General features: G+C 47.9%; 18 protein-coding genes. 14 read left to right on the forward strand and 4 right to left on the reverse strand.

Annotated features, from left to right (window positions below):
- The first annotated feature begins 60 nt into the window (after positions 1-60).
- On the forward strand, positions 61-1,266 hold the full coding sequence (locus ACTS3T_RS12290; protein WP_462935025.1) for an ATP-binding protein: 1,206 nt from the start codon (positions 61-63) through the stop codon (positions 1,264-1,266).
- A 132-nt stretch (positions 1,267-1,398) separates the two neighbouring features.
- Here ACTS3T_RS12290 and ACTS3T_RS12295 read toward each other — a convergent pair whose 3' ends face one another.
- Positions 1,399-2,850, reverse strand: a complete 1,452-nt coding sequence (locus ACTS3T_RS12295) for a sensor histidine kinase (RefSeq protein WP_462935026.1) — start codon at positions 2,848-2,850, stop codon at positions 1,399-1,401.
- 278 nt (positions 2,851-3,128) lie between these two features.
- Between ACTS3T_RS12295 and arsS the strand changes: the two genes are divergently transcribed.
- The 5 genes from arsS to ACTS3T_RS12320 all read left to right on the forward strand — a co-directional run bounded on the left by arsS (position 3,129) and on the right by ACTS3T_RS12320 (position 8,732).
- Complete coding sequence (gene arsS / locus ACTS3T_RS12300; protein WP_462935027.1) at positions 3,129-4,139, forward strand: arsenosugar biosynthesis radical SAM (seleno)protein ArsS; 1,011 nt, start codon at positions 3,129-3,131, stop codon at positions 4,137-4,139.
- 75 nt (positions 4,140-4,214) lie between these two features.
- Positions 4,215-4,973 (forward strand): TVP38/TMEM64 family protein, encoded by a 759-nt coding sequence (locus ACTS3T_RS12305; protein WP_462935028.1) that lies wholly within the window; start codon positions 4,215-4,217, stop codon positions 4,971-4,973.
- Between the two features lie 219 nt (positions 4,974-5,192).
- Positions 5,193-5,849, forward strand: coding sequence for a TVP38/TMEM64 family protein (locus ACTS3T_RS12310; RefSeq protein WP_462935029.1), 657 nt, complete (start codon positions 5,193-5,195; stop codon positions 5,847-5,849).
- Between the two features lie 251 nt (positions 5,850-6,100).
- The gene (locus ACTS3T_RS12315) at positions 6,101-7,777 is read left to right on the forward strand and encodes a mechanosensitive ion channel family protein (protein WP_462935030.1); all 1,677 of its coding nucleotides are present in this window, start codon (positions 6,101-6,103) and stop codon (positions 7,775-7,777) included.
- A 106-nt stretch (positions 7,778-7,883) separates the two neighbouring features.
- On the forward strand, positions 7,884-8,732 hold the full coding sequence (locus ACTS3T_RS12320; protein WP_462935031.1) for an Npun_R2479 family HD domain-containing metalloprotein: 849 nt from the start codon (positions 7,884-7,886) through the stop codon (positions 8,730-8,732).
- A gap of 169 nt (positions 8,733-8,901) precedes the next feature.
- Here ACTS3T_RS12320 and ACTS3T_RS12325 read toward each other — a convergent pair whose 3' ends face one another.
- Positions 8,902-10,530 carry a sodium/glutamate symporter gene (locus ACTS3T_RS12325; RefSeq protein WP_462935032.1) on the reverse strand — a complete coding sequence of 543 codons (1,629 nt, stop codon included), beginning with the start codon at positions 10,528-10,530 and terminating at the stop codon, positions 8,902-8,904.
- A gap of 423 nt (positions 10,531-10,953) precedes the next feature.
- On the opposite strand from ACTS3T_RS12325, the gene gcvH reads away from it, so the two are divergent.
- The 7 genes from gcvH to ACTS3T_RS12360 all read left to right on the forward strand — a co-directional run bounded on the left by gcvH (position 10,954) and on the right by ACTS3T_RS12360 (position 21,227).
- Positions 10,954-11,346 (forward strand): glycine cleavage system protein GcvH, encoded by a 393-nt coding sequence (gene gcvH, locus ACTS3T_RS12330; protein WP_462935033.1) that lies wholly within the window; start codon positions 10,954-10,956, stop codon positions 11,344-11,346.
- 146 nt (positions 11,347-11,492) lie between these two features.
- Positions 11,493-14,450 carry an aminomethyl-transferring glycine dehydrogenase gene (gcvP, locus tag ACTS3T_RS12335; RefSeq protein ID WP_462935034.1) on the forward strand — a complete coding sequence of 986 codons (2,958 nt, stop codon included), beginning with the start codon at positions 11,493-11,495 and terminating at the stop codon, positions 14,448-14,450.
- Positions 14,451-15,110: 660 nt separating this feature from the next.
- Positions 15,111-15,842: a response regulator transcription factor gene (locus ACTS3T_RS12340; RefSeq protein ID WP_462935035.1), complete on the forward strand. Its 732-nt coding sequence runs from the start codon at positions 15,111-15,113 to the stop codon at positions 15,840-15,842.
- 277 nt (positions 15,843-16,119) lie between these two features.
- Positions 16,120-17,859, forward strand: a complete 1,740-nt coding sequence (locus ACTS3T_RS12345; protein ID WP_462935036.1) for a putative bifunctional diguanylate cyclase/phosphodiesterase — start codon at positions 16,120-16,122, stop codon at positions 17,857-17,859.
- Positions 17,860-17,904: 45 nt separating this feature from the next.
- Positions 17,905-18,456 carry a response regulator gene (locus ACTS3T_RS12350; protein WP_462935037.1) on the forward strand — a complete coding sequence of 184 codons (552 nt, stop codon included), beginning with the start codon at positions 17,905-17,907 and terminating at the stop codon, positions 18,454-18,456.
- Between the two features lie 176 nt (positions 18,457-18,632).
- Complete coding sequence (locus ACTS3T_RS12355) at positions 18,633-19,685, forward strand: putative bifunctional diguanylate cyclase/phosphodiesterase (RefSeq protein WP_462935038.1); 1,053 nt, start codon at positions 18,633-18,635, stop codon at positions 19,683-19,685.
- Between the two features lie 408 nt (positions 19,686-20,093).
- Positions 20,094-21,227 carry a response regulator gene (locus tag ACTS3T_RS12360; RefSeq protein ID WP_462935039.1) on the forward strand — a complete coding sequence of 378 codons (1,134 nt, stop codon included), beginning with the start codon at positions 20,094-20,096 and terminating at the stop codon, positions 21,225-21,227.
- 29 nt (positions 21,228-21,256) lie between these two features.
- Here the strand turns inward: ACTS3T_RS12360 and ACTS3T_RS12365 are convergent, their stop codons facing one another.
- Complete coding sequence (locus ACTS3T_RS12365) at positions 21,257-22,297, reverse strand: hemolysin family protein (protein WP_462935040.1); 1,041 nt, start codon at positions 22,295-22,297, stop codon at positions 21,257-21,259.
- 132 nt (positions 22,298-22,429) lie between these two features.
- On the opposite strand from ACTS3T_RS12365, the gene ACTS3T_RS12370 reads away from it, so the two are divergent.
- Entirely contained in the window at positions 22,430-24,319 is a 1,890-nt protein-coding gene (locus ACTS3T_RS12370) for an ABC transporter ATP-binding protein (protein WP_462935041.1), read from the forward strand.
- A 137-nt stretch (positions 24,320-24,456) separates the two neighbouring features.
- Here ACTS3T_RS12370 and ACTS3T_RS12375 read toward each other — a convergent pair whose 3' ends face one another.
- Positions 24,457-24,594 (reverse strand): photosystem II reaction center protein K, encoded by a 138-nt coding sequence (locus ACTS3T_RS12375; RefSeq protein WP_462935042.1) that lies wholly within the window; start codon positions 24,592-24,594, stop codon positions 24,457-24,459.
- Between the last annotated feature and the right edge of the window lie 2 nt (positions 24,595-24,596).

Genomic DNA, 24,596 nt, shown 5'->3' on the forward strand with positions numbered 1-24,596 from the left:
AACAAAACTAAATAATGACTGAGTTTCAAGTTGTCATTAGCGCCACTCGTTTTTTATCGCATGGACATCGGAAAAATACTCACTTATAAGTCCGATATCATTATTCAAGAATGGATTGAAAATATTCGAGAAGACAGCATCGTCACCAGCGATCAAAAACTTTCGTATCAGGCTGTTCGCAACAGCATTCCGCTGTTGCTTGAAGCGCTAGCCAGCATTTTATCGCAATCAGAAGAAAACGAAATTACGCTTTTAAAAGAAAAAGCTATAGAACACGGAATTTTAAGGGCTAAGCAAGGATTCAATGCCGAAGAATTAATGCGAGAATACGGCATTTTGCGGCAAACTATTTTTTCAAACCTAGAGGCAGAAATTTTTCAACTCAGCACTGCTCAAGCTATTCGTTTTTTTCGGCTAATTGATTTAGCCATTGATAGAGTCATCGGTCGCTGTTTTAAGAGCTATACAGCCGAACTGTTAGACGATCTAGAGCAGGTTAAAAGTCAGCTTTTGCTCACCAATCAGGAATTAAACCGACTGGTGATTGCTCAGCAAGAAAACACTTCTCGCCTAGCCCACGAACTCAAAAACCCTTTGAATTCAATCATTGGCTATTCTGATTTGATTTTGAGACGCAACAAATTTAACCCTGACAGCGACAATCACAACTACGATCTAAAGCAAATTGAACGAGTGCTGAGAAATGCCAGAAATTTGCTGCGTATTATTAACGATGCTCTAGAAATTTCGCGTTACAAAGCAGGCAAAATTAAGCTAAAGCCATTGTTTGTGGATCTGCCTAAGCTTGTTGATGGAGTGATTGATGTACTTGAACCGCTGGCAAATGAAAAGAATTTGCCGCTGGTCAAGCACTACTCTTTAGAAAGAGCAGGTATTGTGACCGATTCTTTGAGGTTACAACAGGTTTTGACTAACTTAATCAGCAACGCTATTCGCTATACCAAAACAGGCAAAATTGAAATTACCTGCTGTTCTCAGGCAGAGGGGATTGAGATTGCTATTGCTGATACGGGCATTGGCATTGCGGCAGCCGACCAAGCTCACATTTTTGAACCGTTTTATCAGTCGAGCTATAGTGCCCGTTTACCGGATAGCACCGGGCTAGGGCTGACGATTGTAGCCAATATTGTGGAGTTGCTACAGGGCAAAATTCAGTTCAAATCTGAAGTGGATGTGGGGACTACATTTAGGTTATGGTTACCAACGGCGATCGCGGCTGAAGAAAGCACCGAACTCTCAGCCTAGTCAGGTTGGCTTAGTAATCCGCCACCTTTGGCCGATTAGAACTGGGTTGTAGCTCAGGCGCAAGGCAGAAGCAGAGCTTTGCTAGCAGTGGCTTTCAGCGATCGCAGAATCTTAACCCTGATGGCTACCGCTTTAGCTATCGTAAACTGGCAGGCAAACCGTAAATTGACTGCCTTCTCCTAGCTTAGAGTGAACTCTCACCTGTCCGCCCATGCCTTCTACCCACCTTTTAACAATGGATAGCCCTAGTCCAGTTCCTCCTGTTGCCCGCGAGCGATCTTCATCAACCCGGTAAAACGGTTCAAAAATAGCGGTTTGGTCACACAGCGGAATCCCTCGCCCGTGATCGATCACCTGAATTTGGGCTTGCCTGCCGACCTGCAACAGTTTGACCGTCACCGTTGCCCCTACCGCTGAGTAATTGACGGCGTTGTCTACTAAATTGATCAAGACCTGCTTCAGACGGTTGCGATCGGCTTGAACAACCACAGAAACAGCTTCAGCTTTAACCTCAATCTGCTGATTGCCATAGTCTGCCATTTCAACCACCTCCAGCACCAAATCTTTCAGCTCCAAAAGTTCTCGGTTAAAATGCAGGCTGCCACTTTCAGCGCGGGCTAAATCTAGCAGGTCTTGCAACAGACGAATGGTTCGTTCGGTTTCAGCCGTGGCAATTTCTAACCCTTCTCGCTGTGGCTCTGTGAGGGTTTGGCAGCGGCGCAGCGTACTTTGCAAATAGCCGTTAATTAAGGTTAGGGGGGTTCGCAATTCATGAGAGACGTCGCTAACAAAACGTCGCTGCTGCATCCAGGCTGCTGACAGGCGAGAAAGCATCATGTTGCAGGTTTGGGCTAGCTGTTGCACCTCTGTGGGTGCTTGACCCAGTTGTAACTGCGTTTCTCCTAAATTGCTGGCTGAAACGTTGGCAGCCAGACGATTGAGCTGACAAATAGGTTGTAGCGATCGCCGGATGTAGAAAATAGTCACCCAGGCGATCGCCAGCAAAGCCACCCCACTTACTAAGCGCAAACTGCGCACCATCACTAAAAAGCTTTGCTGGGCTTGAGTAATGTCTTTAGCGACATATAGCTGACCGATGGGTTCTTCAGCAACTGCCAAAGGGCCTGCACAAATCACTAAATAGCGATTGCCAACGGCGTACACCTGCGCGACCTGAGTGGCTTCTAAATTGAGGAGTTTGGTGGCTAAACTCCCGGCCTGCCAAGACGGTAACGACAAAGTTTGCGATCGCGCCAAAACCTGATTATCCGCAGATTTGAGCCAAATTGCTAAGTCGCCTGTGGTGCGGTAGTCAATCACCCGCTGCACTGCTTCTTGAGAGGGCATCATGGCCTGATAAAGTTCAACATCTTCACCCAGGCGTGCCGCCACATCGATCGTGGTTTGTTTGTGCCCCGCTAGCAAGATTTGCTGCATTTGCCAGGTGATCCAGGCAGTCATGCCGCCAATTCCCAGCGCCAGCGCTAGCAAAATTACAGCCGTCAACCGAAACTGAATCGAGTTAGGATCAACACGCTGCAGGGCTTGGTGAATAGGCTTAGACAGCCGTTGAAAAAAGGTCATGCGAGGAAAGTCAACAACAGACGCAAAAAACCAAATCAAAATCTGCTGTAAAGCCTTTTAAGCCTTAGTTCAGAGGGTATCAGATGAATCTGAGAAAAGCCTGATTTTTCACCCCTCAGCCGCTGAAAAAGTTTACAGCAGACAGATTTTGGCACTAATCGAATCAACAGACGTTTCTCAGGAAAATTTCAGTTGCAGCACCTTTAATAAAGCCTGACGCCGAACCAAAGCCCCTGCAAACTTCCTAGACCCCACTTTGTTCAAATTTATCTATCCACATGGTCAAAGCACATCCCCCATTAGCTTCAACCGATCGGTTCACTCCTTTTGCCCAAAAATTAGCCGCCCCTCTCACAAAGCGTCGCATTCGCGTACTGCAAATTAACCTAGGTCGCCGCTGCAACCTGAGCTGTAGCCATTGCCATGTAGAAGCGGGGCCTCATCGCCAAGAAGAACTGACCCCAGATGTGTGTGAGCAGCTGATCGCCTTGATTCAGCGCTTTCCACAAATTGAGGCTGTCGATTTGACGGGCGGTGCCCCCGAAATGAACTATGGCTTTCGTCCTTTAGTGGCTGCAGCTCGCGCCGCTGACAAAACGGTGATTGTGCGCTCGAACCTGACCATTTTCTTCGAAGCTGGCTATGAAGACTTACCCGCCTATTTTGCTCAAAATCAGCTACGGGTTGTGGCTTCTCTGCCTTGCTATTTAGCCGAAAATGTGGACAAAATGCGCGGTCAGGGGGTATTTGAGGCTTCGGTGCAGGCGCTAAAACAGCTCAATGCTTGGGGGTATGGTCAAGATCCGGCTTTGAACTTAGATCTGGTCTACAATCCGCCTGTACCGACTTCGTCAGACTTTGCTTTAACCCCCAACCAGCAAAAGCTAGAGCAAGACTACAAGGCTTTTTTGCATACGCACTTTGGCATTGTTTTTAACCAGCTACTGACCATTACCAATTTGCCCATTGGTCGTACCAAATTTCATCTGCAGCACCGCCAGCTTCATCGGCCTTATCTGGCCTTTTTAGAGCAGCACTATAACCCCACCACTGTTGAGCATTTGATGTGCCGCGATGAACTTTCGATTGATTATCTGGGCAATGTCTACGACTGCGATTTTAATCAGATGGAAGGTTTGCCAGCGCGATCGCCTAAAGGTGAACCTCTGACAGTAGCTCAGCTTTTAGCCGCCGACTCTTTGGATTTAGTTGAGCAGGTACAAACAGCCGCTTATTGCTATGGCTGTACGGCAGGCAGCGGTTCTAGCTGCGGTGGGGCGTTGACCTGACCGTTTTAGGGGTTGTGATGCGTAGGTTTGTGGTTCGTCCGCTTTGATCTGTTGTTACCGTAGTGGTCTAAACCCATGAATTATTTACTTTGGCCTCGTTCTAAGGGCTTGCGCATGATGTTGCTAATGATGACGGCGGCGATCGCCTTTGCGGCGACTCCAGCTTTGGCTCAAGAAGCGGCGACGGGCCTTTCTCCTCAGGCGCGTCTGTTTGAAGTGCTGGCTTGGATTGATAGTTTGGGGATTGTGGCTCCGCTAGTTTTTATTGGCCTTTATATTGTGGTTACCGTTGCGTTTTTGCCCGCTTCGATTATCACTTTGGGGGCTGGAGTCGTTTTTGGCGTTGTTAAAGGTTCCATTTTTGTTTTTGTTGGCGCCATGTTGGGAGCCACCACTGCCTTTTTAGTAGGGCGGTACGTGGCTAGGGGATGGATCTCTCAAAAAATCGCTAACAACGAACGATTTCAGTCGATTGATGAGGCTATTGGCCGCGAAGGGCGCAAAATCATTTTTTTGATTCGACTGTCGCCAGCTTTTCCGTTCAATCTGCTTAATTACGCCCTGGGTCTGACCAAAGTTTCTCTGGTTGACTATGTGCTAGGCACGACAGGCATTATTCCTGGCACGATTATGTATGTTTATCTGGGTTCACTGGCGGGCAGTCTCGCCATGATTGGCACAGGCGAAGCCCCCTCTAATCCGGCCATTATCTGGACAATTCGGATTGTTGGCTTCCTGGCTACTGTAGCCGTGACGGTCTATGTCACCCGCGTCGCCCGCAAAGCGCTGAAAAATGCGGTTCCTGAAGGGGAAGAAGTGGTAGTAGAAGGTTAGGCCGAGCAGAGGCTAGGGCGCGATCGCTTTGATGATTCATGCGGTTATCGCGCCTCGCGGCTTGGCTTAATCGGCTGGCCTTTGCTCACCTGTTTGGGCGGCCTTGCTCTGATATTGCGGTAGCCACAAAGATTAAACCCCTTAGATAGCTAAAAGCTGCTGATAGAAAACTTTTGCTTCTGCCCTCTGCTGTCTACCTTTAGCTATACCTCGATCGCTATGCAAAGCCTCATCCGACATAAGCGGCTCTGGCTGTTGACAGGCTTGGGCGTGGTTTCGCTGGTCTGCTGCCGAGATGTGTTTCATTTGCTGCTCCATCCAGACAGCTTAATTGAGTTTTTGACCTGTGCCGGACACTGGCGATCGCTGGCTTTTATGACAGCTCATGTGCTAGCCACAGCCATAGGCGTGCCAGGAACCCTTTTGGTGATTGTGGGCGGCGCTGTTTTCGGCCTATTTTGGGGAACGGTGTGGTCAGTCGTGGGCGCTACCTTAGGGGCGATCGCAGCTTTTGGTCTGGCTCGTTACTTGCTGCACGACTGGTTTAAGCAGCGGTTTGGGCAGTGGCCGTTACTCATCCGGCTTAACCAGGTTGTGAAGCAGCGGGCTTTTCACTGCGTTTTAGCGGTGCGGTTTGCTCCTATTTCACCCTTTAATGTGATTAATTTTTTGTTTGGGCTGACGGTGGTACCGCTGAAACCTTATGCCCTGGGCACCTTTTTAGGCATTATTCCAGGTACCTTAGCCTATACCTGGCTGGGGGTAACGGGCCGACAGGCGCTCGATCAGCAAAACTTTTTACCATTGGCGATCGCCTTGAGTTTGTTAGGGTTGTTGTCTTTATTGCCAGCGTTGATGCGCTGGAAAGTCAGTTGAGTCAAACAGCATCGAGGGTGATTGTGGCTGTAGATCCTCGGACTGAGGCATGCTCAAGCCAGAGGGCAGAAGCAAAAGTTTTCTATCAGCAGCTTTTAGCTATCTAAGGGGTTTAACGCGGGTGGCTACGGCGATCGCGGCTAGGGTTGTGCTGGCAAATCAAACTCAAAACTTGAGGAACTTAGCGCGTCTTCTTTCCTCAGAGATCTAGAGTTGAGTTAGATTAACTGTCGCACCCCCTGAAATCGCCAATGGGACAGGACTGCATGAACGAAAGCCATCGAGAACGAGCTATTTGGCCTCAGTTACGCCGCTGCCGTAGCGTCTGGCGACGGTTGAGACGTCACTTGCAACTTGGTGCGATTGCCCTGCTGACAGCGATCGCAGCGATCTGTCTATGGGCACCCCTAGGGGGAGCGCAAACCGAACCGAATACAGCGGCGATCGTTCTAGATGGTCGCCCGGTTTTGGAAGTAGCCGCCACCGCTGACTTAACGGCTCAAGAGCGAGCCGAAGGCATCAGCGAGCGCCTGGCCGAAGCCGCCACTAGCCGGGAAAGAGCCATTTTGCGACAGGATGTGCAAAACAACTTGCCCACAATTTTGCTAAACGGAGAGCTTTTGCTCACCATTACCACCACCGATCAGGATTTGAGCAACTATCCCACCGTAGAAGCCCAAACCAAAGGCTGGATAAAGCAAATTAGAGAAGCCATTTCGCAAGCGCAAGAAGAGCGCAGTCAAGAATTTTTGCAGCGGGCGGGGCTAATTTCACTGGGGGTTTTGCTGGTAGCGGCGATCGCCCACTGGCTAACGGGTCGCATCTGGCATCGTTATCTTAGCCAGCTTCTACAAGGCTTGACCTTTAGCGATCCTAGCGAAGCCAATAGTCGTACCCCATCAGCCGCACGGCTACTGATTAACGGTTCTTTGCTGCTGGTGCGGCTGGGCATTTGGGGCGGCACGCTGCTTTATATTACTAATCTTTTCCCCTTTACCCGCCAGTGGAGCTATCGGTTTGTCGATGCCTTAGCCAACACGTTTACTCTGCGGAGTTTTGTTTTAGGTTCGCGCTCTTTTTCAATTCTTGATTTGCTCTTTTTGCTGGTGCTGCTGCTAGGGCTGATTATCGTCTCCAGCACGGTTACCAATATTTTGCGATCGCGGGTACTGCGCATTACGGGGATCAATCGCGGGGCGCAAGAGGCCGTTGCCATTCTAGCCAAGTACACCCTCATTTCAATTGGCACAATTGTCATTTTGCAGGTGTGGGGTTTAGACCTGAGTTCTTTGGCTATTTTGGCCAGTGCTTTGGGGGTAGGAATTGGTTTGGGCTTGCAAAATATTGCCAAAGACTTCGGCAGCGGTCTGGTGCTGGTATTTGAGCGACCCATTCAGGTGGGAGATTTCGTTGAGTTTGGTGACTTTATGGGCACCGTCGAACGCATTGGAGCGCGAAGTACCGAAATCAAAACGCTAGATCAAGTTTCCATCATCGTGCCTAATTCTCGCTTTTTAGAGCAAGAAGTGATCAACTGGAGCCACCGCAACCCGATTTCGCGAATTCGTCTCCCCGTCGGTGTAGCCTACAAGTCAGATCCCAAAAAGGTTCGTCAACTTCTGTTAGAGGCTAGCCGCGAACATGCCAGCGTTCTTTCAACGCCCGTGCCTCAAGTCTTTTTCACAGGCTTTGGCGATAGTGCCTTAGAGTTTGAACTGCTGGTTTGGATTGCTGAACCTAGCAAGCAGCTTTTGATTAAAAGCGACCTTTACTTCACCATCGAAGCTCAGCTACGGCAGCACGAAGTTGAAATTCCCTTTCCGCAACGCGATTTGCACCTGCGTACGGGTAACTTTCCCCTGGATCTATCAGCAGAAGTGCAGCAGTTTTTAAGCCAGTTTTCTCAACGTGCTAAAAATGGGCGCTAGCCGTTGCCACATCACACCTAAACTTCCATAAGTGGCCTAGGATTGCTATAAATCGCTATCAAGCTGATAATCTATTCGTCTGGCTGCGCCCAAACGTTATGATGCAATGCTAAATCCAAACCAACTGCTGATTGATGCCTTTGTTGAAAAACTAAAAGCGGGTTATTCGGCTACCTATGGCGGACTCAATGCTGACTATGCCGATATTATTGCCTGGGTCGGCAATATGGGCATTGAAAACATCGCCAACAGCAATGCCCTATACCACAACCCAGAGCATACGGTTTTGGTCACTTTAGTGGGCCAAGAAATTTTGCGCGGCAAGCATATTCGAGAAGGGGGCGTGTCTTGCTCCGACTGGCTGCACTTTCTGATTTCTTTGATCTGTCATGATATTGGCTATGTTAAAGGGGTTTGTCGGCAAGATTTTGTCAATCAGTGCATTTATGCTACGGGTCGCGGCGATGAAACGATAACGCTACCGCGAGGTTCTACTGATGCCAGCCTCACACCTTACCATGTCGATCGCGGTAAGCTGTTTATTCAAGAGCGATTTGGCGGTCATCAGCTGATCAAAGCTGCCACCATTCAAGCCAATATAGAACTGACGCGCTTTCCGGTACCGCTAGATACTGACCATCAAGATACGGTGGGCTATCCCGGCTTGGTCAGAGCGGCTGACTTGATTGGACAACTTTCTGACCCACGATATCTACAAAAAATTCCTGCCCTCTTCTACGAGTTTGAAGAAACAGGGGTGAATCAGCAGCTAGGCTATCAGACCCCCGAAGATCTACGCCTCAACTATCCCCGCTTCTACTGGAAAACGGTTTATCCCTATATCAACGATGCGATCGCCTATCTGCGTCTCACCCAAGAAGGCAAGCAGATTTTAGCTAATCTCTATGCTCATGTGTTTGAAGTCGAACACGAAAACCATCGCCAGCCGCTTTAATTAAACGGCTGGCGACAGCTATAGCTAAAATTAGAAGGCTAAAAGCAGAAGGCAGAATGAAAAGCTTTCAGCCCGCTAAATGCTTCAGTATCTCAACCTGAGTGGCTATAGCTATTGATCTCGCAAGATGATAGCAAGCTGCCCGTCCAGGCGATTTGATCCATATTGCCTATGGCACCGTAAGGGGCTTTACCGCTTGATTGGCCAGAGATTGGGAAATTTTCTTGTAATTCCAAAAGCCAAAAATCAGCCAGAAGGCTAACAGCCCGGTCGTCAGTAGTAAAACGGGAACCGCACCAAAGCGATTAATCAGCAACGGTGCCGCCCCCGTAAACAAGCCACCACCCACAATGGGTTCAAAAAAGAGCTGTTTATAGCCAAAGCTTTCAAAAGCACCTGAGCGATCGTCGGGGTCAACCATGCGCATGAGCAAAATGCCCGTAGCCGTGACGCCCATTGACTGCCCCATATCCCCAATGCCCCGCTCAAACCAGTAGGTAGGGATAATTCGAGGTGCCATGTAAACGAAGAAAAGCACATTCCAGGCAATTCCGGCGATCGCGAGAACGGTAAAAGCCCCTAGGTTGCGGGCAATAATTGCCAGACTAATAGAGGCTAAGGCCGCCACAATGGTGGCATCTAGCGCCACACCGCCAATGCGAACCATTAGTTGACGGCTGACCAAATACTGGCAGTTAAAGCGCTCTAAAATGAGTTGCACAATAATGCCCCCCACCAAAGCCATCGGAAACAGGGGGATGCCTCCCATAATTTCTAATCCATCCCCGCCCCGATTCCAGGTGAGCGTTTCAATTAAGACCAGCAGTTGCAAAATGATCCAGCCAATGGCGATCGCCACTCCCACAAACCCAAACTGCAACGAAAGCGGATCAACCAACAAGCTATTGAGATGTCGCCGTCGCCGCTCTCGCATCTCAGGGCTTTCGCGTTCAGCCGGAGTTCGCTCTTGGGCATCGGCAGGAATTTCGTCTAGATCACGTCCCTGAGCAATATACCCCCGCTGACGCCCCCAGTTAGCTAGCAGCACCCCGGCAATAATGCCACTAACGATACCAATCGTGGCCATACCAATTGCCAGATCAGGGCCCGCCTCAAACCCAATCTCTTCAAATACCTCTGCCATGCCCGCCGCCGTGCCATGCCCCCCTTCAAAGCCAACCTCAATTAAGGTTCCGGCTACGGGCGGCAGGCCAAAAACAGGCCCCAAAACCAGCAACGCTAGCAACAGACCAACCACATACTGACCCCAGGCCAGCGACTGACCAAAAGCAACCTGAGGGGAAGCCCGCCGCCAAATTTCAGCCGGAGGCGGGATAAATTCGCCCAGAAAGATAGTGGCAAAAACGATATTGATAAAAACGCCTGGAATTTCTGACCACACCTCTAAAATAGGCTGAGGAAACAGCCCCCCCGCCAGGGGAGCCGCTTCTCCAACCAGGTTGGTCATCAATGCGCCTAAAGCACCAGGCCCCAAAAGCAAAGCAATCACCCCCGCTACAATGGAGCTGGGCAAAAACAACGTTTGAAAGAGGCTTACCCGCTGACGCGTCCATCGCCCCACCAAAATTAAAAAGCCCAGAATAATAAAGGCAAAAAAGACGTCTTGAAAATCATAGGCGGCGCTTTCGCCGGCTGCCTGAGCGCGAGCCACCAGTGCGGCTGGCCCTGCTAACAGCAGCAGTGCCCAAACAACGGCCGAACGCCACGGCCTGAGTACCGAGTGCCGCAACCGACGGTTGAACCCCAACTTCGGCAAAGCGGACTTAAGTTTTGGCATGTCATCCTCCAAAAACTAAATAGCGCTTACCTAGACAACTTGGAAAAACCTTAGCCAAGCTGACTCAGCAGCCACTGAAGGTTATCGCTGAGGATTATCTGCAAAAAGACCAGTCTACGCGACACGATTAGCCTGAAAAGTTACCGTTGCGCTGCAGTAGCGTAAGTTTAAAGACAGTGTGGCAACCAGTTGAAAAGCTTAGAATTACCTCAGCCGCTTGATCTCACCTAAATATAAAGAAAATAGTAAGTGTTGCTCTCTTTCTTAACCGTATCAGAACTGACACTCTTTTTTAGCAGCGATCGCCATTGGGTCGCTAAAAAAGTGGTGGCAAGACTTACACAGCAGGTAACTTTGCCGATATAGTTGCTCTGATAAGCGTTCTATTTCAAACATTAGCCAGCAGCATAGTGAGGGAAGGGTATGGCCTTTGAATATCCTGCAGACTTGAAGTATGCAGATACCCACGAATACGTTCGCGTTGACGAAGAGGGCGTCGCCATTATTGGTATTACTGCTTTTGCGGTTGATCAACTGGGTGATGTCGTCTTTTTGGAACTGCCAGAGATCGGCGACACGATTGAAAAGGGAGATACTTTTGGCACGATTGAGTCGGTCAAAGCCGTTGAAGATTTGAAGGCTCCGGTCACGGGCGAAGTTCTCGAACGCAATGAGGTGCTGCTAGAGGCTCCTGAGCAAATTGCCGATGATCCCTATGGGGATGCCTGGATGCTCAAAGTCAAAATGGATGACCCTGAAGAACTAGAAGATGCTATGAGCGCCGACGAATATCAAGACCAAGTAGAAGGAGCTTAGGCATTAGCCAGGACTTAGCCTCGGCTAGATTTGACAGAGTGAATACAATTGTAAATAAGCGACACTGTGATCCATCAGTCCGCAGGCTGATGGGTTTTGACTATTTACTTGATTGCGATCGCCGTTGTTTCCAGCCATAAGATTACATGCAAAAATCTCAATTTGACCCCAGCTTGACTGCACTTGAGACTTCAGTAGTGGGTGCTGCTGATTCCCGACAGCAGCAAACTGTAGCCAGAGAAACAACGCTATCTAGCCCGTCAGATTTTTTGCTTCGCCACTTAGGCCCCAGAACTGCCGATATTGAACAAATGTTGGCGACCTTGGGCTATGATTCACTGGCAGATTTAATTACAGCCGCTATTCCTGCCGATATTTGTCTACGGCACCCCCTCGCCCTCGACGAAGGACTGAGCGAATCGGCAGCTTTGGCTAAATTAAAAGCGATCGCTGAGCAAAACCAGGTTTACCGCTCTTTTCTCGGCCTGGGTTATCACAACTGCATTACCCCACCCGTGATTCAACGCAACGTCCTTGAAAATCCGGGCTGGTATACCCAATACACACCTTACCAGCCAGAAATTGCTCAAGGACGACTAGAGGCGCTGCTCAATTTTCAAACACTGGTAGCTGATCTGACAGCCTTACCGCTAGCAAATGCCTCTTTGCTGGACGAAGGAACGGCTGCCGCCGAAGCCATGACTATGGTGTATGGGCTGCAGCAGAAAAAAAAGTGCAAAACTTTTTGGGTATCGGCGGCCTGCCATCCGCAAACAATTGAAGTTGTCAAAACCCGAGCTTTGCCATTGGGCATAGAGATCCAGGTGGGTGATCACGCTACGTTCGATTTTGCCACCCCTGTTTTTGGCGTGCTGCTGCAATATCCCACTAGCGACGGCACCATTGAAGACTATCGCTCCTTCATTCAGCAGGCTCATGCAGCGGGGGCAAAGGCCATCGTCGCAGCCGATTTGCTGAGCCTAACGCTGCTGACACCACCAGGAGAATGGGGGGCAGATGTGGCCATCGGCAATACCCAACGATTTGGCGTGCCGCTGGGTTATGGGGGGCCTCATGCGGCCTATTTTGCCACCCACGAAGATTACGCCCGTAAGCTACCCGGTCGGTTAGTGGGTCTTTCCAAAGATGTTTATGGTCAGCCAGCATTGCGTTTAGCTTTGCAAACGCGAGAACAACATATTCGCCGCGATTCAGCTACCAGCAATATTTGTACGGCTCAGGTGCTGCTAGCCATTATGGCGAGTATGTATGCCATTTATCATGGCCCCGACGGTCTACGCCAGATAGCCAGCCGCATTCACCGCTTGACGGTAGCTCTAGCCGAAGGCTTAGAAAAGCTGGGCTATCAACTTACCCAGACGGCTTATTTTGACACCTTGCGAGTTGAGGTCGGCGCTGCGCAGTCAGATTTGCTGGATCGCGCGATCGCGCGTCGGATCAATCTGCGGGTATTAGACGACAAAACCTTAGTTGTAGCTTTAGACGAAACCGTCACGCTGCCAGATCTACAAGACTTGCTCGATATTTTCAATTGCTCGGCAATGCCTTTGCCAGAAGCAGCTGAGCTGTATGCCAATGCCGCGATCAAAATTCCCGCTCTGCGCACCAGCGACTATCTAACGCATCCAGTCTTCCATCAGTACCATTCTGAGACAGAGATGCTGCGCTATCTCTATCGTCTGCAAGGCCGCGATCTATCTTTGGCAACGGCGATGATTCCGCTGGGGTCTTGCACCATGAAGCTAAACGCAACCGCAGAAATGTTGCCTATTAGCTGGCCTGAGTTTAGCCAAATTCATCCCTTTGCCCCCCTAGCGCAAACGCAGGGCTACCAGATTTTGTTTCAACAGTTGGCAGACTGGCTAGCCGAAATTACTGGTTTTGCTGGCATTTCGCTACAGCCCAATGCAGGTTCTCAAGGTGAATATGCCGGATTGCTGGTTATCCGCCAGTATCATCAGCATCGTCACCAGGGACATCGTCATGTTTGCTTGATCCCCACTTCAGCTCATGGCACCAATCCAGCTAGCGCTGTTATGGCTGGCATGAAAGTCGTGACGGTTGCTTGCGATTTAGAAGGCAACATTGATGTAGCCGATTTGCAAGCGAAAGCGGCCAAACATGCTGAAAATCTAGCCGCGTTGATGGTTACTTACCCGTCAACCCATGGCGTTTTTGAAACAGCAATTCAGCAGATCTGCGAAATCGTCCATGCTCAGGGTGGTCAGGTTTATATGGACGGAGCCAACATGAATGCCCAAGTCGGTCTTTGTCGGCCTGCGGAGTTTGGCGCTGATGTGTGTCACCTCAACTTGCATAAGACGTTTTGCATTCCTCACGGGGGCGGTGGCCCAGGCGTCGGCCCTATTGGCGTAAAAGCGCACCTAGTTCCTTTTTTGCCGGGGCATAGCTTGGCGCAACCGCTCACTGGCGATCGCCGGATTGGGGCGATCGCGGCTGCTCCCTGGGGGAGTGCTAGCATCCTGCCGATTTCGTGGATGTATATTGCCATGATGGGTTCTAGCGGGCTAAAACGAGCGACAGAAGTGGCTATTCTCAACGCTAACTACATTGCCAAGCGCTTAGACAGCCATTACGACATTCTCTACAAAGGCAAGCAAGGGCTTGTAGCCCACGAATGCATTTTAGATTTACGGGCATTTCGTAAGTCGGCAGAATTAAGTGTAGAAGATATTGCCAAACGTCTGATTGACTATGGCTTTCACCCGCCTACAATGTCCTGGCCTGTCGCTGGAACCATCATGGTAGAACCCACCGAGAGCGAGTCTAAAGCTGAGCTTGATCGCTTTTGTGAGGCCATGATCGCCATTCGCCAGGAAATTCGAGCGGTTGAATCGGGTCAGGTAGATTCAGAAAACAACGTACTCAAGCAAGCACCCCATACCATCGCCGATTTGGTATCACCAGACTGGAATCGCCCCTACAGTCGCGAGACAGCCGTTTACCCAACTTCCTGGACGCGCGCGCACAAGTTTTGGCCTACCGTTAATCGCATTGATCAAGCTTACGGCGATCGCAACTTAGTCTGCGCTTGCCCGCCGCTAACGGCTTATACCGATTAGCGGCTACAGCGATCGCAAGCGAACTTAAAACCAACTTATCACTCACCCATCTTGAACCTAAGCGCTGTAGCTGAAACTGACTTTAACTAGTTTCAGCTATAGCTATAGACCCTAGCATTGAAACACTTCAATAGCTGCAAGCCGCTGGCTGAAACGCTTTGCTTCTGGCCGCTGCCCTGAGCCTTTTGCCTGCCTTTAGCTATAGCTAAACGTTCTAACAACGAAGAACAGAAAAAAGGCGGCTTTATCGATTGAGATACATTTAAGGAAACCATTAAAAATCATCAAAAACAAACCTCAATTAGCCGAGATTTTTTGCTTTTTAGCGACTTGCTATCGGCGCAAATAACGTTTGCAAAGCTCACTTACCCGTTTCTCAAAAAAGGTTTAAGCACAAAAGTTGATACGGGTTTAAGCAACTTAATCGTTATGACAAGGCTAAACTAGCTTTTGCTGAGTGCCAATAAAAGCCACGTAAACGTTGTTACTCAGCGCTTTGATAAATTTTGCCACCAAAGCAAACCTTGTATCCGAGCCTAAAAGATTACCCCTTTTGGTGAAAACACTCATGGTACGGGCATCCTGAACGAGGTAATAGAAGTCAATCAACAGCGCTCGTTTGTCCGCTCTGTTGAAGCTGCTTTCAGGTTTAAGGCCCTTATGAGTAAAATTCTTGTCATTGAGGACGAAGACCAAGTTCGGGAGAATATCCGTCAAATTCTAGAAATGAGTGGTTTTGAGGTCAGGGTAGCCGAATTGGGAGAAAAGGGGGTCACATTGGCCCAACAGAACTGCCCAAATTTGATCATCTGCGACATTATGATGCCCGGTATAGACGGGTACGCCGTTCTGCAGCAGCTACGACAGTATCCGGCCACTTCTAGGGTGCCCTTCATCTTTTTAACCGCCAAAGCCGAACACGGCGATCGGCGTTTTGGCATGGGCTTAGGAGCAGACGACTACCTTACCAAACCGTTTGAACCTAGAGAGCTTTTGCAAGCCGTAGAAGCGCGGCTAAGCCGACATGCCATTCTAGAAAACCATGTACGCGATATTGAACAAAAGTCAAAAAGTCTCAAGCAAGCTCTGCAAGCCAATCAGCAGCAGGCAGCAGAAAGTTCTAAATTAGCTGATTTAAAGGACGATCTGTTGCGAAAGCTATCTGAAGATTTACGCAAGCCCCTTTCTAACATCAACATGGCGATTGAGATGTTGCGTCAAGCCAAATCTGAAGAAGAACGCGATCGCTACATTTCTGTACTTAAGGAGGAATACAACCGAGAAATGACTTTGCTCAGCCAAGTAGACGATTTACAGTCGTTGCTAACCCCAGCTAACGCCCGCTTGCTTCAAAGCTTGAAACTGTTCGAACGCTCAGCCTGCTTGTATTAACAGGCTAGCGTAAGTTTTCTTGCCTACTCAGCTTAAGCCCGCAGCCCCCTGAGAGGATTGAAATTGGTAGCAGAGATTGGCAGTAATAGAAATTTACTGAGCGATCGCAGTTAGCTGCTGAACAAACCTGTTAGTGGCAGTACAGTAGCCATCTCATTGGCAACCTCTTTTGCCACATTGAGCTTTAATAGTGAAGATTGTATTCGTCAACTGCCAACATCAATATTCCTTTTGAACCTCGCCTGATTACCAACGCTGCGTTTATCTGTCTCAAGCAATGAAAAGAATCTTAGTCATCGAGGATGAACCTCAAGTTCGGGCCAATATTCAAGAAATTCTAGAGCTAAACGACTTTACCGTCATTACAGCAAACAACGGTAGAATAGGCATTCAACTGGCTCGACAAGAGCAGCCAGCCATCATCATTTGTGACTTGATGATGCCAGAGCTTGATGGCTTTGGGGTTTTGCAAGCCCTTCGCCAGCAACCTGAGACCGCATTCGTTCCACTGATTTTTTTAACCGCCCGTAGCGAACGCTCAGATATGCGCCGAGGGATGGAGCTAGGAGCCGATGATTACTTAACCAAACCGTTTGAACCGTCTGAGCTACTGCGAGCAGTAGCCGCCCGTCTAGAAAAGCAAGCTTCCATTGCTCAGCACTACAACGAGCAAATTGTCGCTGCAAAGAACCAGCTAGACTACGCAATGCACCACCATGCTATTACAGACTTGCCTAACTGGCTGGCTCTACAAGAAATTTTTACTCAGTTACAAAGCCAAAATCCTAACCAACCTTTGCCCTTGGCCTTGTTAATTTTACATGTGCGAGAATTTAACGCAATTCGCACTAGTTTAGGACAAACCTTTAGCGGCTTATTGCTCAAAGACATTGCCCAGCGAATTCAAAATTGCTGTGAACCCTTAAAAGCCAACGTTCAGTTAATTAGCCATATAGAAGCCGATTTATTTAGCATTTTACTTCTCGATCCGCAGGCGGCACGTCAACTTTCTCAACAGTTGACAACTGAGCTAGCTCAACCTTACAACATCAACAATCATCGGATTACCGTAGAAATTTTTGCGGGTCTAGCCGTTTACCCGGAGCAAAGCAATAGCCTAGAACTCTTAGTACGTCAGGCTGAATCTGAAATCGTTCAAGCGGTTACCTCTCAAACAGAAATGCAGCCAGTTGTAACCGCGATCGCCACTCAAAATCACTGCGGTTTACTGTCTACCCCCTTATCTTTAGTCGATCACCTCAAACGGGCTTTAGAAAGAGACGAGTTCACCATTCATTACCAACCGCAAGTTGATTTGAGATCTGGCCAAATCACAGGTGCAGAGGCTTTATTGCGCTGGCACCATCCAGAGCTAGGGATAATTTCTCCTGCCCAGTTTATTCCAGTAGCAGAAGCCAGTAATTTGATTATTCCAATTGGTGAATGGGTTTTCAGCACGGTTTGCGCCCAGCTAAGACAGTGGCAGCTTAAACAGCTACAACCCATCACCATCGCCATTAATCTTTCAGCCCAGCAGTTTAAACAGCCCAACTTAGCAGACAAAATTTGTAAGTTCCTTCAAGAAAACGATCTCAATCCATTCTTTTTGGATATAGAGTTAACAGAAAGTCTTTTAATTCGAGATACAGAACTAACGCTTAACACCTTACGTCAGCTCAAAGAACTGGGGATCAACATCGCGGTAGATGATTTTGGCACAGGCTACTCATCTCTCAGCTATCTACAGCGATTTCCGTTTGACACCTTAAAAATTGACCAGTGCTTTGTGCGTAATATTAATAACAATCCTGGGAACATGGCAATCGTCAAAGCTATCATTCAGATGGCTCATAGCTTAAACCTATCGACTATTGCTGAAGGCGTAGAAACAGCCGAAGAACTTTCGTTTTTACGAAAAAATAGCTGCGAAGCCATTCAGGGATACCTTTTTAGCCCTCCCTTAATTGCCAATAGTTTTGAAAAAATGTTGGTTTCTAGCAGTATTCAAACTTCTTAAAATGTCTTAAACCGATCGGCTCCTGATCATCCAAAATTACAGTAGATGCATTTTACTGCCAGTTCAATTTATCGTCAACATAAAGATTCGATTTTTCAGAAAAAATTACTTTTTCACTTCAGTTGGCAGATAAAAAATTATCTACAAGTTGTTCTGGGTTTGATAGAGTCATCTTTTAAGTTTTCAATCGGGGGAATCATGGGTGAAAAGTGTGTTCTAGTTATCGATGATGAGGCTGACATTCGAGAAATTGCCAAGATTAGTTTGCAAGTTACTAAAGGCTGGCAGGTTATCCTAGCCGCTTCTGGCAAACAGGGTATTTCTATGGCTCAGGCGTATCAACCAGACGTTATTTTACTAGACGTCACCATGCCTGATATGAATGGGTTAGATACCCTCAATCAGCTAAACAAAAATCCACAAACACAAATGATTCCTGTGATTTTGCTCACTGCAAAAGTTCAGGTCAACAAACCTGGTCTTTATGTCGAAACGGGTGCAAAAGCAGTTTTAACTAAACCCTTTGATCCAGGATTGCTAGGAGAGCATGTGGAGAAAGCCCTTGGGTGGAAGTACGGAGAAAGTCAGCCTGAATAAAGAATTTGTATGAGTTGTTTAAACTAAAGTTGGGGCTTTAGCACGACTATATGACAGCTCTTATAATGGATTTGGCTCTGTCCACTGTCTTTAAAAATTGAGTTTTATACTGGTAGCCTCTATCGTCAATAAAGTTGATCAAAGTTTTTTGGTCACTTTTTAATTCGCTGATAATTATGATGGAAACTCAAACTACATCTCTTGATAACAGCCCTGCTTTAGACTTTTCAGACCAATCAGCAGACGATTTGCATTCACAGGTCACTCAAGAACTGCGAACTTCACTAACGCCTATTCAAGCCGCTTTAATGCTCTTGAATCAAGGAACAGTCACTTCTGAGACAGAGTCAGGTAAGCATCTGCTCAAGTTGGCTATTAGCAACACGAATCGCCTGTTGCGAATGATTCAAATTCTTGAAAACGAACATGTCTTAAACCAGCCTGGTCTATTAGCTGATTCTGCTGATAAAGTAGAAATGGAAAAAGACTTACATTTAGCTTTATCTAGGCAGGAACTCAGGCTTTTTTACCAACCAATTGTTTGCTTAAAAACAGGTAGAATTAAAAGTTTTGAAGCATTGGTTCGTTGGCATCATCCGACCAAAGGAACTCTCAGCCCTGACAAGTTTATTTCTATTGCTGAGAATTCAGGGCTAATTCATGATTTGGGTATCTATGTGTTTGAGCAAGCTTGTAGTCAACTGCAAAACTGGCAACAGCAATTTAAGGCGAAATTACCCCTACAGCTCAGCATCAATTTGTCTAGCTTTCAGTTAATTCACCCCGATCTTTCTCACGTTTTTGAAAAAATATTACAGAAAAACCATATTCCGCCTCACTCTTTAAACTTAGAGATTACAGAAAGTGCGCTAATTCAAGAAGATTGGCTAACCATTTCTAATATTAGAGCCCTCAAAAAATTGGGTATCGAATTTAGCGTAGATGATTTTGGTACAGGGTACTCTTCACTAAGTCGATTGCAAGACTTTCCTGTCAATACGCTTAAAATCGATCGGTCTTTTGTGCGGTTAAAACGATGGCAACTTGTCAAAGCGATTTTAATGATTGCCAATAGCCTAGACCTCAACGTAATTATTGAGGGCATTGAGACATCTGAAGAATTGGAGTCTTTGCGGGCCATGGGAGGTAGAGTATTCCAGGGCTACTTTTTCTCTGAGCCAGTTGATAGCAAAACCGCTACTCATTTAATTCGTACTTCTTTTCTGTAAAGTTGCTGGTTTTGGCATAGCGTATCTGAGCGTGCCGGTTAAAAGCTTTGATTCCGCCAGTTAGCGGAGAATAGCAGCGCTTTTTCTGGATGAAATGCGGCACCGACAGCTTGATAATTGGCAATAGTACCTCCTTGAATTGGTAGCGGCGGCTAAGATATGTCTTTCTCTGGGCATGCTTAAGATAGTGTGCAAACGAGAAAGGCTGCTTTGGGATTGTGCGAGCCCCATGTCAGTTCTAAGCAGGCCTTGACAGAGTTTTACGAAAACGCCCCAACATTGGAGATCGTGCCGAGATGCTGTGGGCGAGGTTCTGTGTCTTTATGTGATGCCGCTGAAGGTGTTAAGATTTTGAATTCAACAGCTTCTATTCAGCCAAATTATTCGCTCAGTGCAACCGATAATGAAATGAGTTGCAACATAGATCTTCCTTTTAAAGAAGATATCTTGATTGTTGACGACACTCCTAACAACTTACGGCTACTATCTCAAATGCTGTCGCAGCATGGATATGAGGTGCGTAAGGCTTTGAGCGGTCATATGGCTTTGACTTCGGCTAAGGCTGAGCCTCCCGACCTAATCTTGCTGGATATTCGGATGCCTCAGATGGATGGCTATCAAGTTTGTCGATCGCTCAAAGCAAATCCTCAAACTGCAGAAATTCCAGTTATATTCATTAGCGCTTTGGATGATGTTTTAGACAAAGTCAAGGCTTTTGAAGTGGGAGGCGTTGACTACGTCACAAAACCTTTTCAAGCGGCTGAAGTTCTCGCTCGCGTTGAGCATCAACTCAATCTCCAAAAACTTCAAAAGCAACTCATTGAGCAAAATCAACAGCTTGAGCAATCAAACCGAGAGCTTGAGCAGTTTGCGTATACGATTTCTCATGACTTACAGCAACCCCTACAAACCATCACAGGGTTTGCCAAACTAATCAAACTGCAGTATCTCAGCCAGCTAGATCCTCAAATTTACCAGTATCTAATACGCATGGAAGAGGCTGGTGAACGGATGCAGGCTTTTATCCAAGATCTGCTGACCTACTCTCAAGCAGGTAATCGTACGTTTGTGTTGCAGCCTGTCAGTTGCCACCGGGTTTTGACGCAGGTTTTAGAAAATCTAGATTGTTCGATCAAAAATAAGGCCATCGAGATCACGAATGACGCGATGCCTTGGGTGTTAGGGAATGAAATACAGCTGGTTCGCTTATTTCAAAATCTTTTGAGCAACGCGATCAAATTTACGCCGCCAACGGCGATCGCCTGTATTCATATATCTGTGCAGCTCAAAGATGGACTATATCTCTTTGGAATTCGAGATAATGGCATTGGTATTGCCCCTCAGCATCTAGAGCGCATCTTCGAAGTTTTTCAGCGTTTGCATGACACCCAAGACTATGCGGGTAGTGGCATTGGACTGGCAACCTGCAAGAAAATCGTCAAGCTACACAGTGGGCAAATTTGGGCTGAGTCGGTGGCAGGTCAGGGCACAACGTTTTACTTTACGCTGATGCCTGCAGATAATCCGGTTTTGGGCTGGTAGCTTAGCACCTAGGCGTTGAACGCTGTTGCTCAATTGCCGAAACCTCTAGTTTGCAATAAGCGCTTTCGACGCTGACGAGCGATCGCTTGCAAATCTACACTGCGATCGGTTTCATCCACGATTTCTCCTGTCAAGACTTCTAAAACGTCTTCTAGGGTCACGACGCCTGAAACGCCGCCATATTCATCTACAACAACCATTAAGTGTTCGCGATTAGCCTGAAAGGTTTTGAGCAGGCGATCGGCGCGTTCTACTTCAGGCACAAAGTGAACCGGACGAGCCAGCTTAGCCGCAGGCTGATCGCCTTGGCCTTGCACCAGGGCAGTTAGGAGCTCGTACTTGAGCGCTACGCCCAAAACGTGATCGATATCAGCTTCAATAATCAAAATGCGAGAATGCTGCGAGGCAATAATGTCTGACTTGAGCGCAGCCAGTGCCTGATCACCCGGAATGTAGGTAAGCGCTACTCGCGGTGTCATGAGATGCTCGGCGGTTAAGTCATTGAGCCGAAAGACTCGTTGAATCATGTCAGCTTCGTCGTCTTCGATGACGCCTGCTTGTAGCCCTAACTTTGCCAGCAATTTAATTTCAGCTTCGTTAGTAATCGGGCGTTGGTTGCCTTGGGTTAGCGGTGCGGTGATGTGCTCTAATAACCAAACTAAGGGAGAGAATAACCAAGTCAGCCATCTCACAGGTAAGGCAACAATCAAACCAATCGGTTCAGCGTAGCGTTCTCCAATCGTCTTCGGCACAATTTCACCGAAGATAATGATCAAAAAGGTCAGCACCCCCGAAAAGATGCCCAGTAGGGTGTCGCCTAGGAGGGCGCTGGCCATGCTACCAATGACGATGCTACCCACGATGTTGAAAATGTTGTTGAGAACCACAATGGTAGCAATGGGTCGATTGACCCTTTCGCGGATAGCGAGCAGGGCAACGGCAGCGGGCTTTTTGGACTGAGCAATTTGTCGGGCTTTGAGAATAGAAACAGAAAGCAGGGCGGTTTCAGTCCCAGAACAAAGGGCTGAGCCGAAGAGGACGATTAAAACCGCGATCGCAAGTTGCAGCATAGTAAGGGCTATTCGTTGGTTAGCAAAAATCTCGTCAACAAGCGCGAAATGAACACCAGAAAGGGTAGAGCGCTGCTATGATCCTGCTAATCCCACTGTACGACGTTCATTAGGCGCTTTTACCTTTTCTCAATGAGTGAACCTGTCTTAGACGTTCGCAATCTCAAAGTTCAGTTTCAATCTGATGACCAGACAATCATTGCTGTTGATGATATTTCTTTTCAAGTCAATCGCGGACAAACATTAGGGATTGTCGGTGAATCTGGTTCCGGTAAATCGGTAACGTCTCTAGCGGTCATGGGGTTGGTGCCAAACCCGCCAGGGAAAGTGGTGAGTGGGCAAATCTGGTTTCACCCCCATCAGGCGGATCGGGTCAATTTGGCTAGTCTGGCTGAATCCCAGATGCAGCAGTATCGGGGGGGGCAGATTTCGATGATTTTTCAAGAACCGATGAGTTCTTTGAATCCAGTTTATACCTGTGGTTTTCAGTTAATAGAAGCTATTCGCCAACACCAAAACATTTCTAAGACTGAAGCTCGCAAGCAGGCGATCGCCCGCCTACAAGAAGTCAAGCTATTGCCAACTGACGAGGAGCTAAAACAAGCCCTGATAGAAGCTGGCGGTTTGAGCGATCGCCAAATTTCACAGGAAATTGATCGGCGGCAACAAACGCTGTTAAACCGCTATCCCCACGAGCTTTCAGGCGGACAATTACAGCGGGTGATGATTGCCATGGCGATCGCCTGTAATCCCTCTGTGCTGATTGCGGATGAGCCAACGACAGCGTTAGATGTGACCGTCCAAGCCACTATTATTGACCTGCTGCGAGAACTGCGCGATCGCCGGGGAATGTCTTTAATTTTCATCACCCACGATTTGGGTTTAATTGCCGAAATTGCCGATCAGGTGGTGGTGATGTATCAAGGCAAAATTTTAGAGTATGGCTCGGTTTGGGAAATTTTCTCGAATCCGCAGCATCCCTATACTAAAGGGCTGCTAGCCTGTCGGCCTCGGCCCGATCAAAACCTGCGCTTTTTGCCGACTGTCTCTGACTTTATGGAAGTCAAGCAATCAGAAACAGGCGCGCTCAACATTGAGTCTAAGCCGCTGGAAGTGACTGAAGCACTGCGCCAAAATGCCCTTATAAACGAGGCAGAAATGGGCGATCGCCTAGTACGTTTGCAAAAGGAAGGCCCGTTGCTGACAGTACAGGATTTACGCGTGGGATATCCCATTCGCGGTATTTTTGGGCAGACCCAGCGCTATGTAATGGCGGTTAATGGCGTTTCGTTTGAAGTTTATCGCGGCGAAACCTTTGGTTTGGTGGGCGAGTCGGGTTGTGGTAAGACAACCCTGGGGCGGGCACTGCTACATTTGATTAACCCGATGAATGGGCGGGTGTTGTTTGAAGGGCGCAATATTTACGACCTTAGCCCCAAACAACTGCGGCAACTGCGCCGCGACATGCAGATTATCTTTCAAGATCCCTTTAGCTCTTTAGATCCGCGCATTAGTATTGGAGAAGCGATCGCCGAACCGTTAAAAATTCATGGGGTAATTAAAGGTAAACGCAATCAGCACGAGCGGGTCACTTATTTGCTAGAGCGAGTAGGGCTGTCCCCAGATTGCATGAATCGTTTTCCCCACGAGTTTTCGGGCGGGCAACGTCAGCGGGTTTGCATTGCCCGTGCTTTGGCGCTCAACCCCAAATTTATCATCTGCGATGAGTCGGTGTCGGCTTTAGATGTATCTGTACAGGCTCAGGTGCTAAATCTACTGAAAGAACTTCAGGCCGAGTTTAACCTCACCTATATCTTTATTTCTCACGATTTGGCAGTTGTTAAGTTTATGAGCGATCGCATTTTGGTGATGAACCAGGGCAAAATCGAAGAAATTGGCCCCGCTGAGCAAATTTATCGCCATCCTCAGCAACCCTACACCCAAAAGCTGATCGCCTCGATTCCGTTAGGCAACCTAGAGCGAATTCAAACAATTCAAAGCGGGCGATCGCTGGCTAGCTAAAAATTACGAAAGCCGATTATACCCTCGATAAAAATCTCCCAAGCAAGCCAGGTAGCTTCACTTGGGAGGACAATCTTCTCTATTAAGCTGTTAATAAACAAGCGCTTGCTCAGGCTACTAAGCCACGCATTGTAGATTTATCTAAAGCCGACGGCTGCCTGCCAGACAAAAGCGAGAAGCAGAAAGAAGACAGGAATTACAGGTAGAACATCTACCAAGGGATCAAACAAGGAGTAAGCCTCAGGCAACTTCGCCAAGAGCAGAACCGCTTCCATAG

The sequence above is a fragment of the Almyronema sp. genome, assembly GCF_052168255.1.
Lineage (GTDB): Bacteria > Cyanobacteriota > Cyanobacteriia > Phormidesmidales > Phormidesmidaceae > Sphaerothrix > Sphaerothrix epifaneia.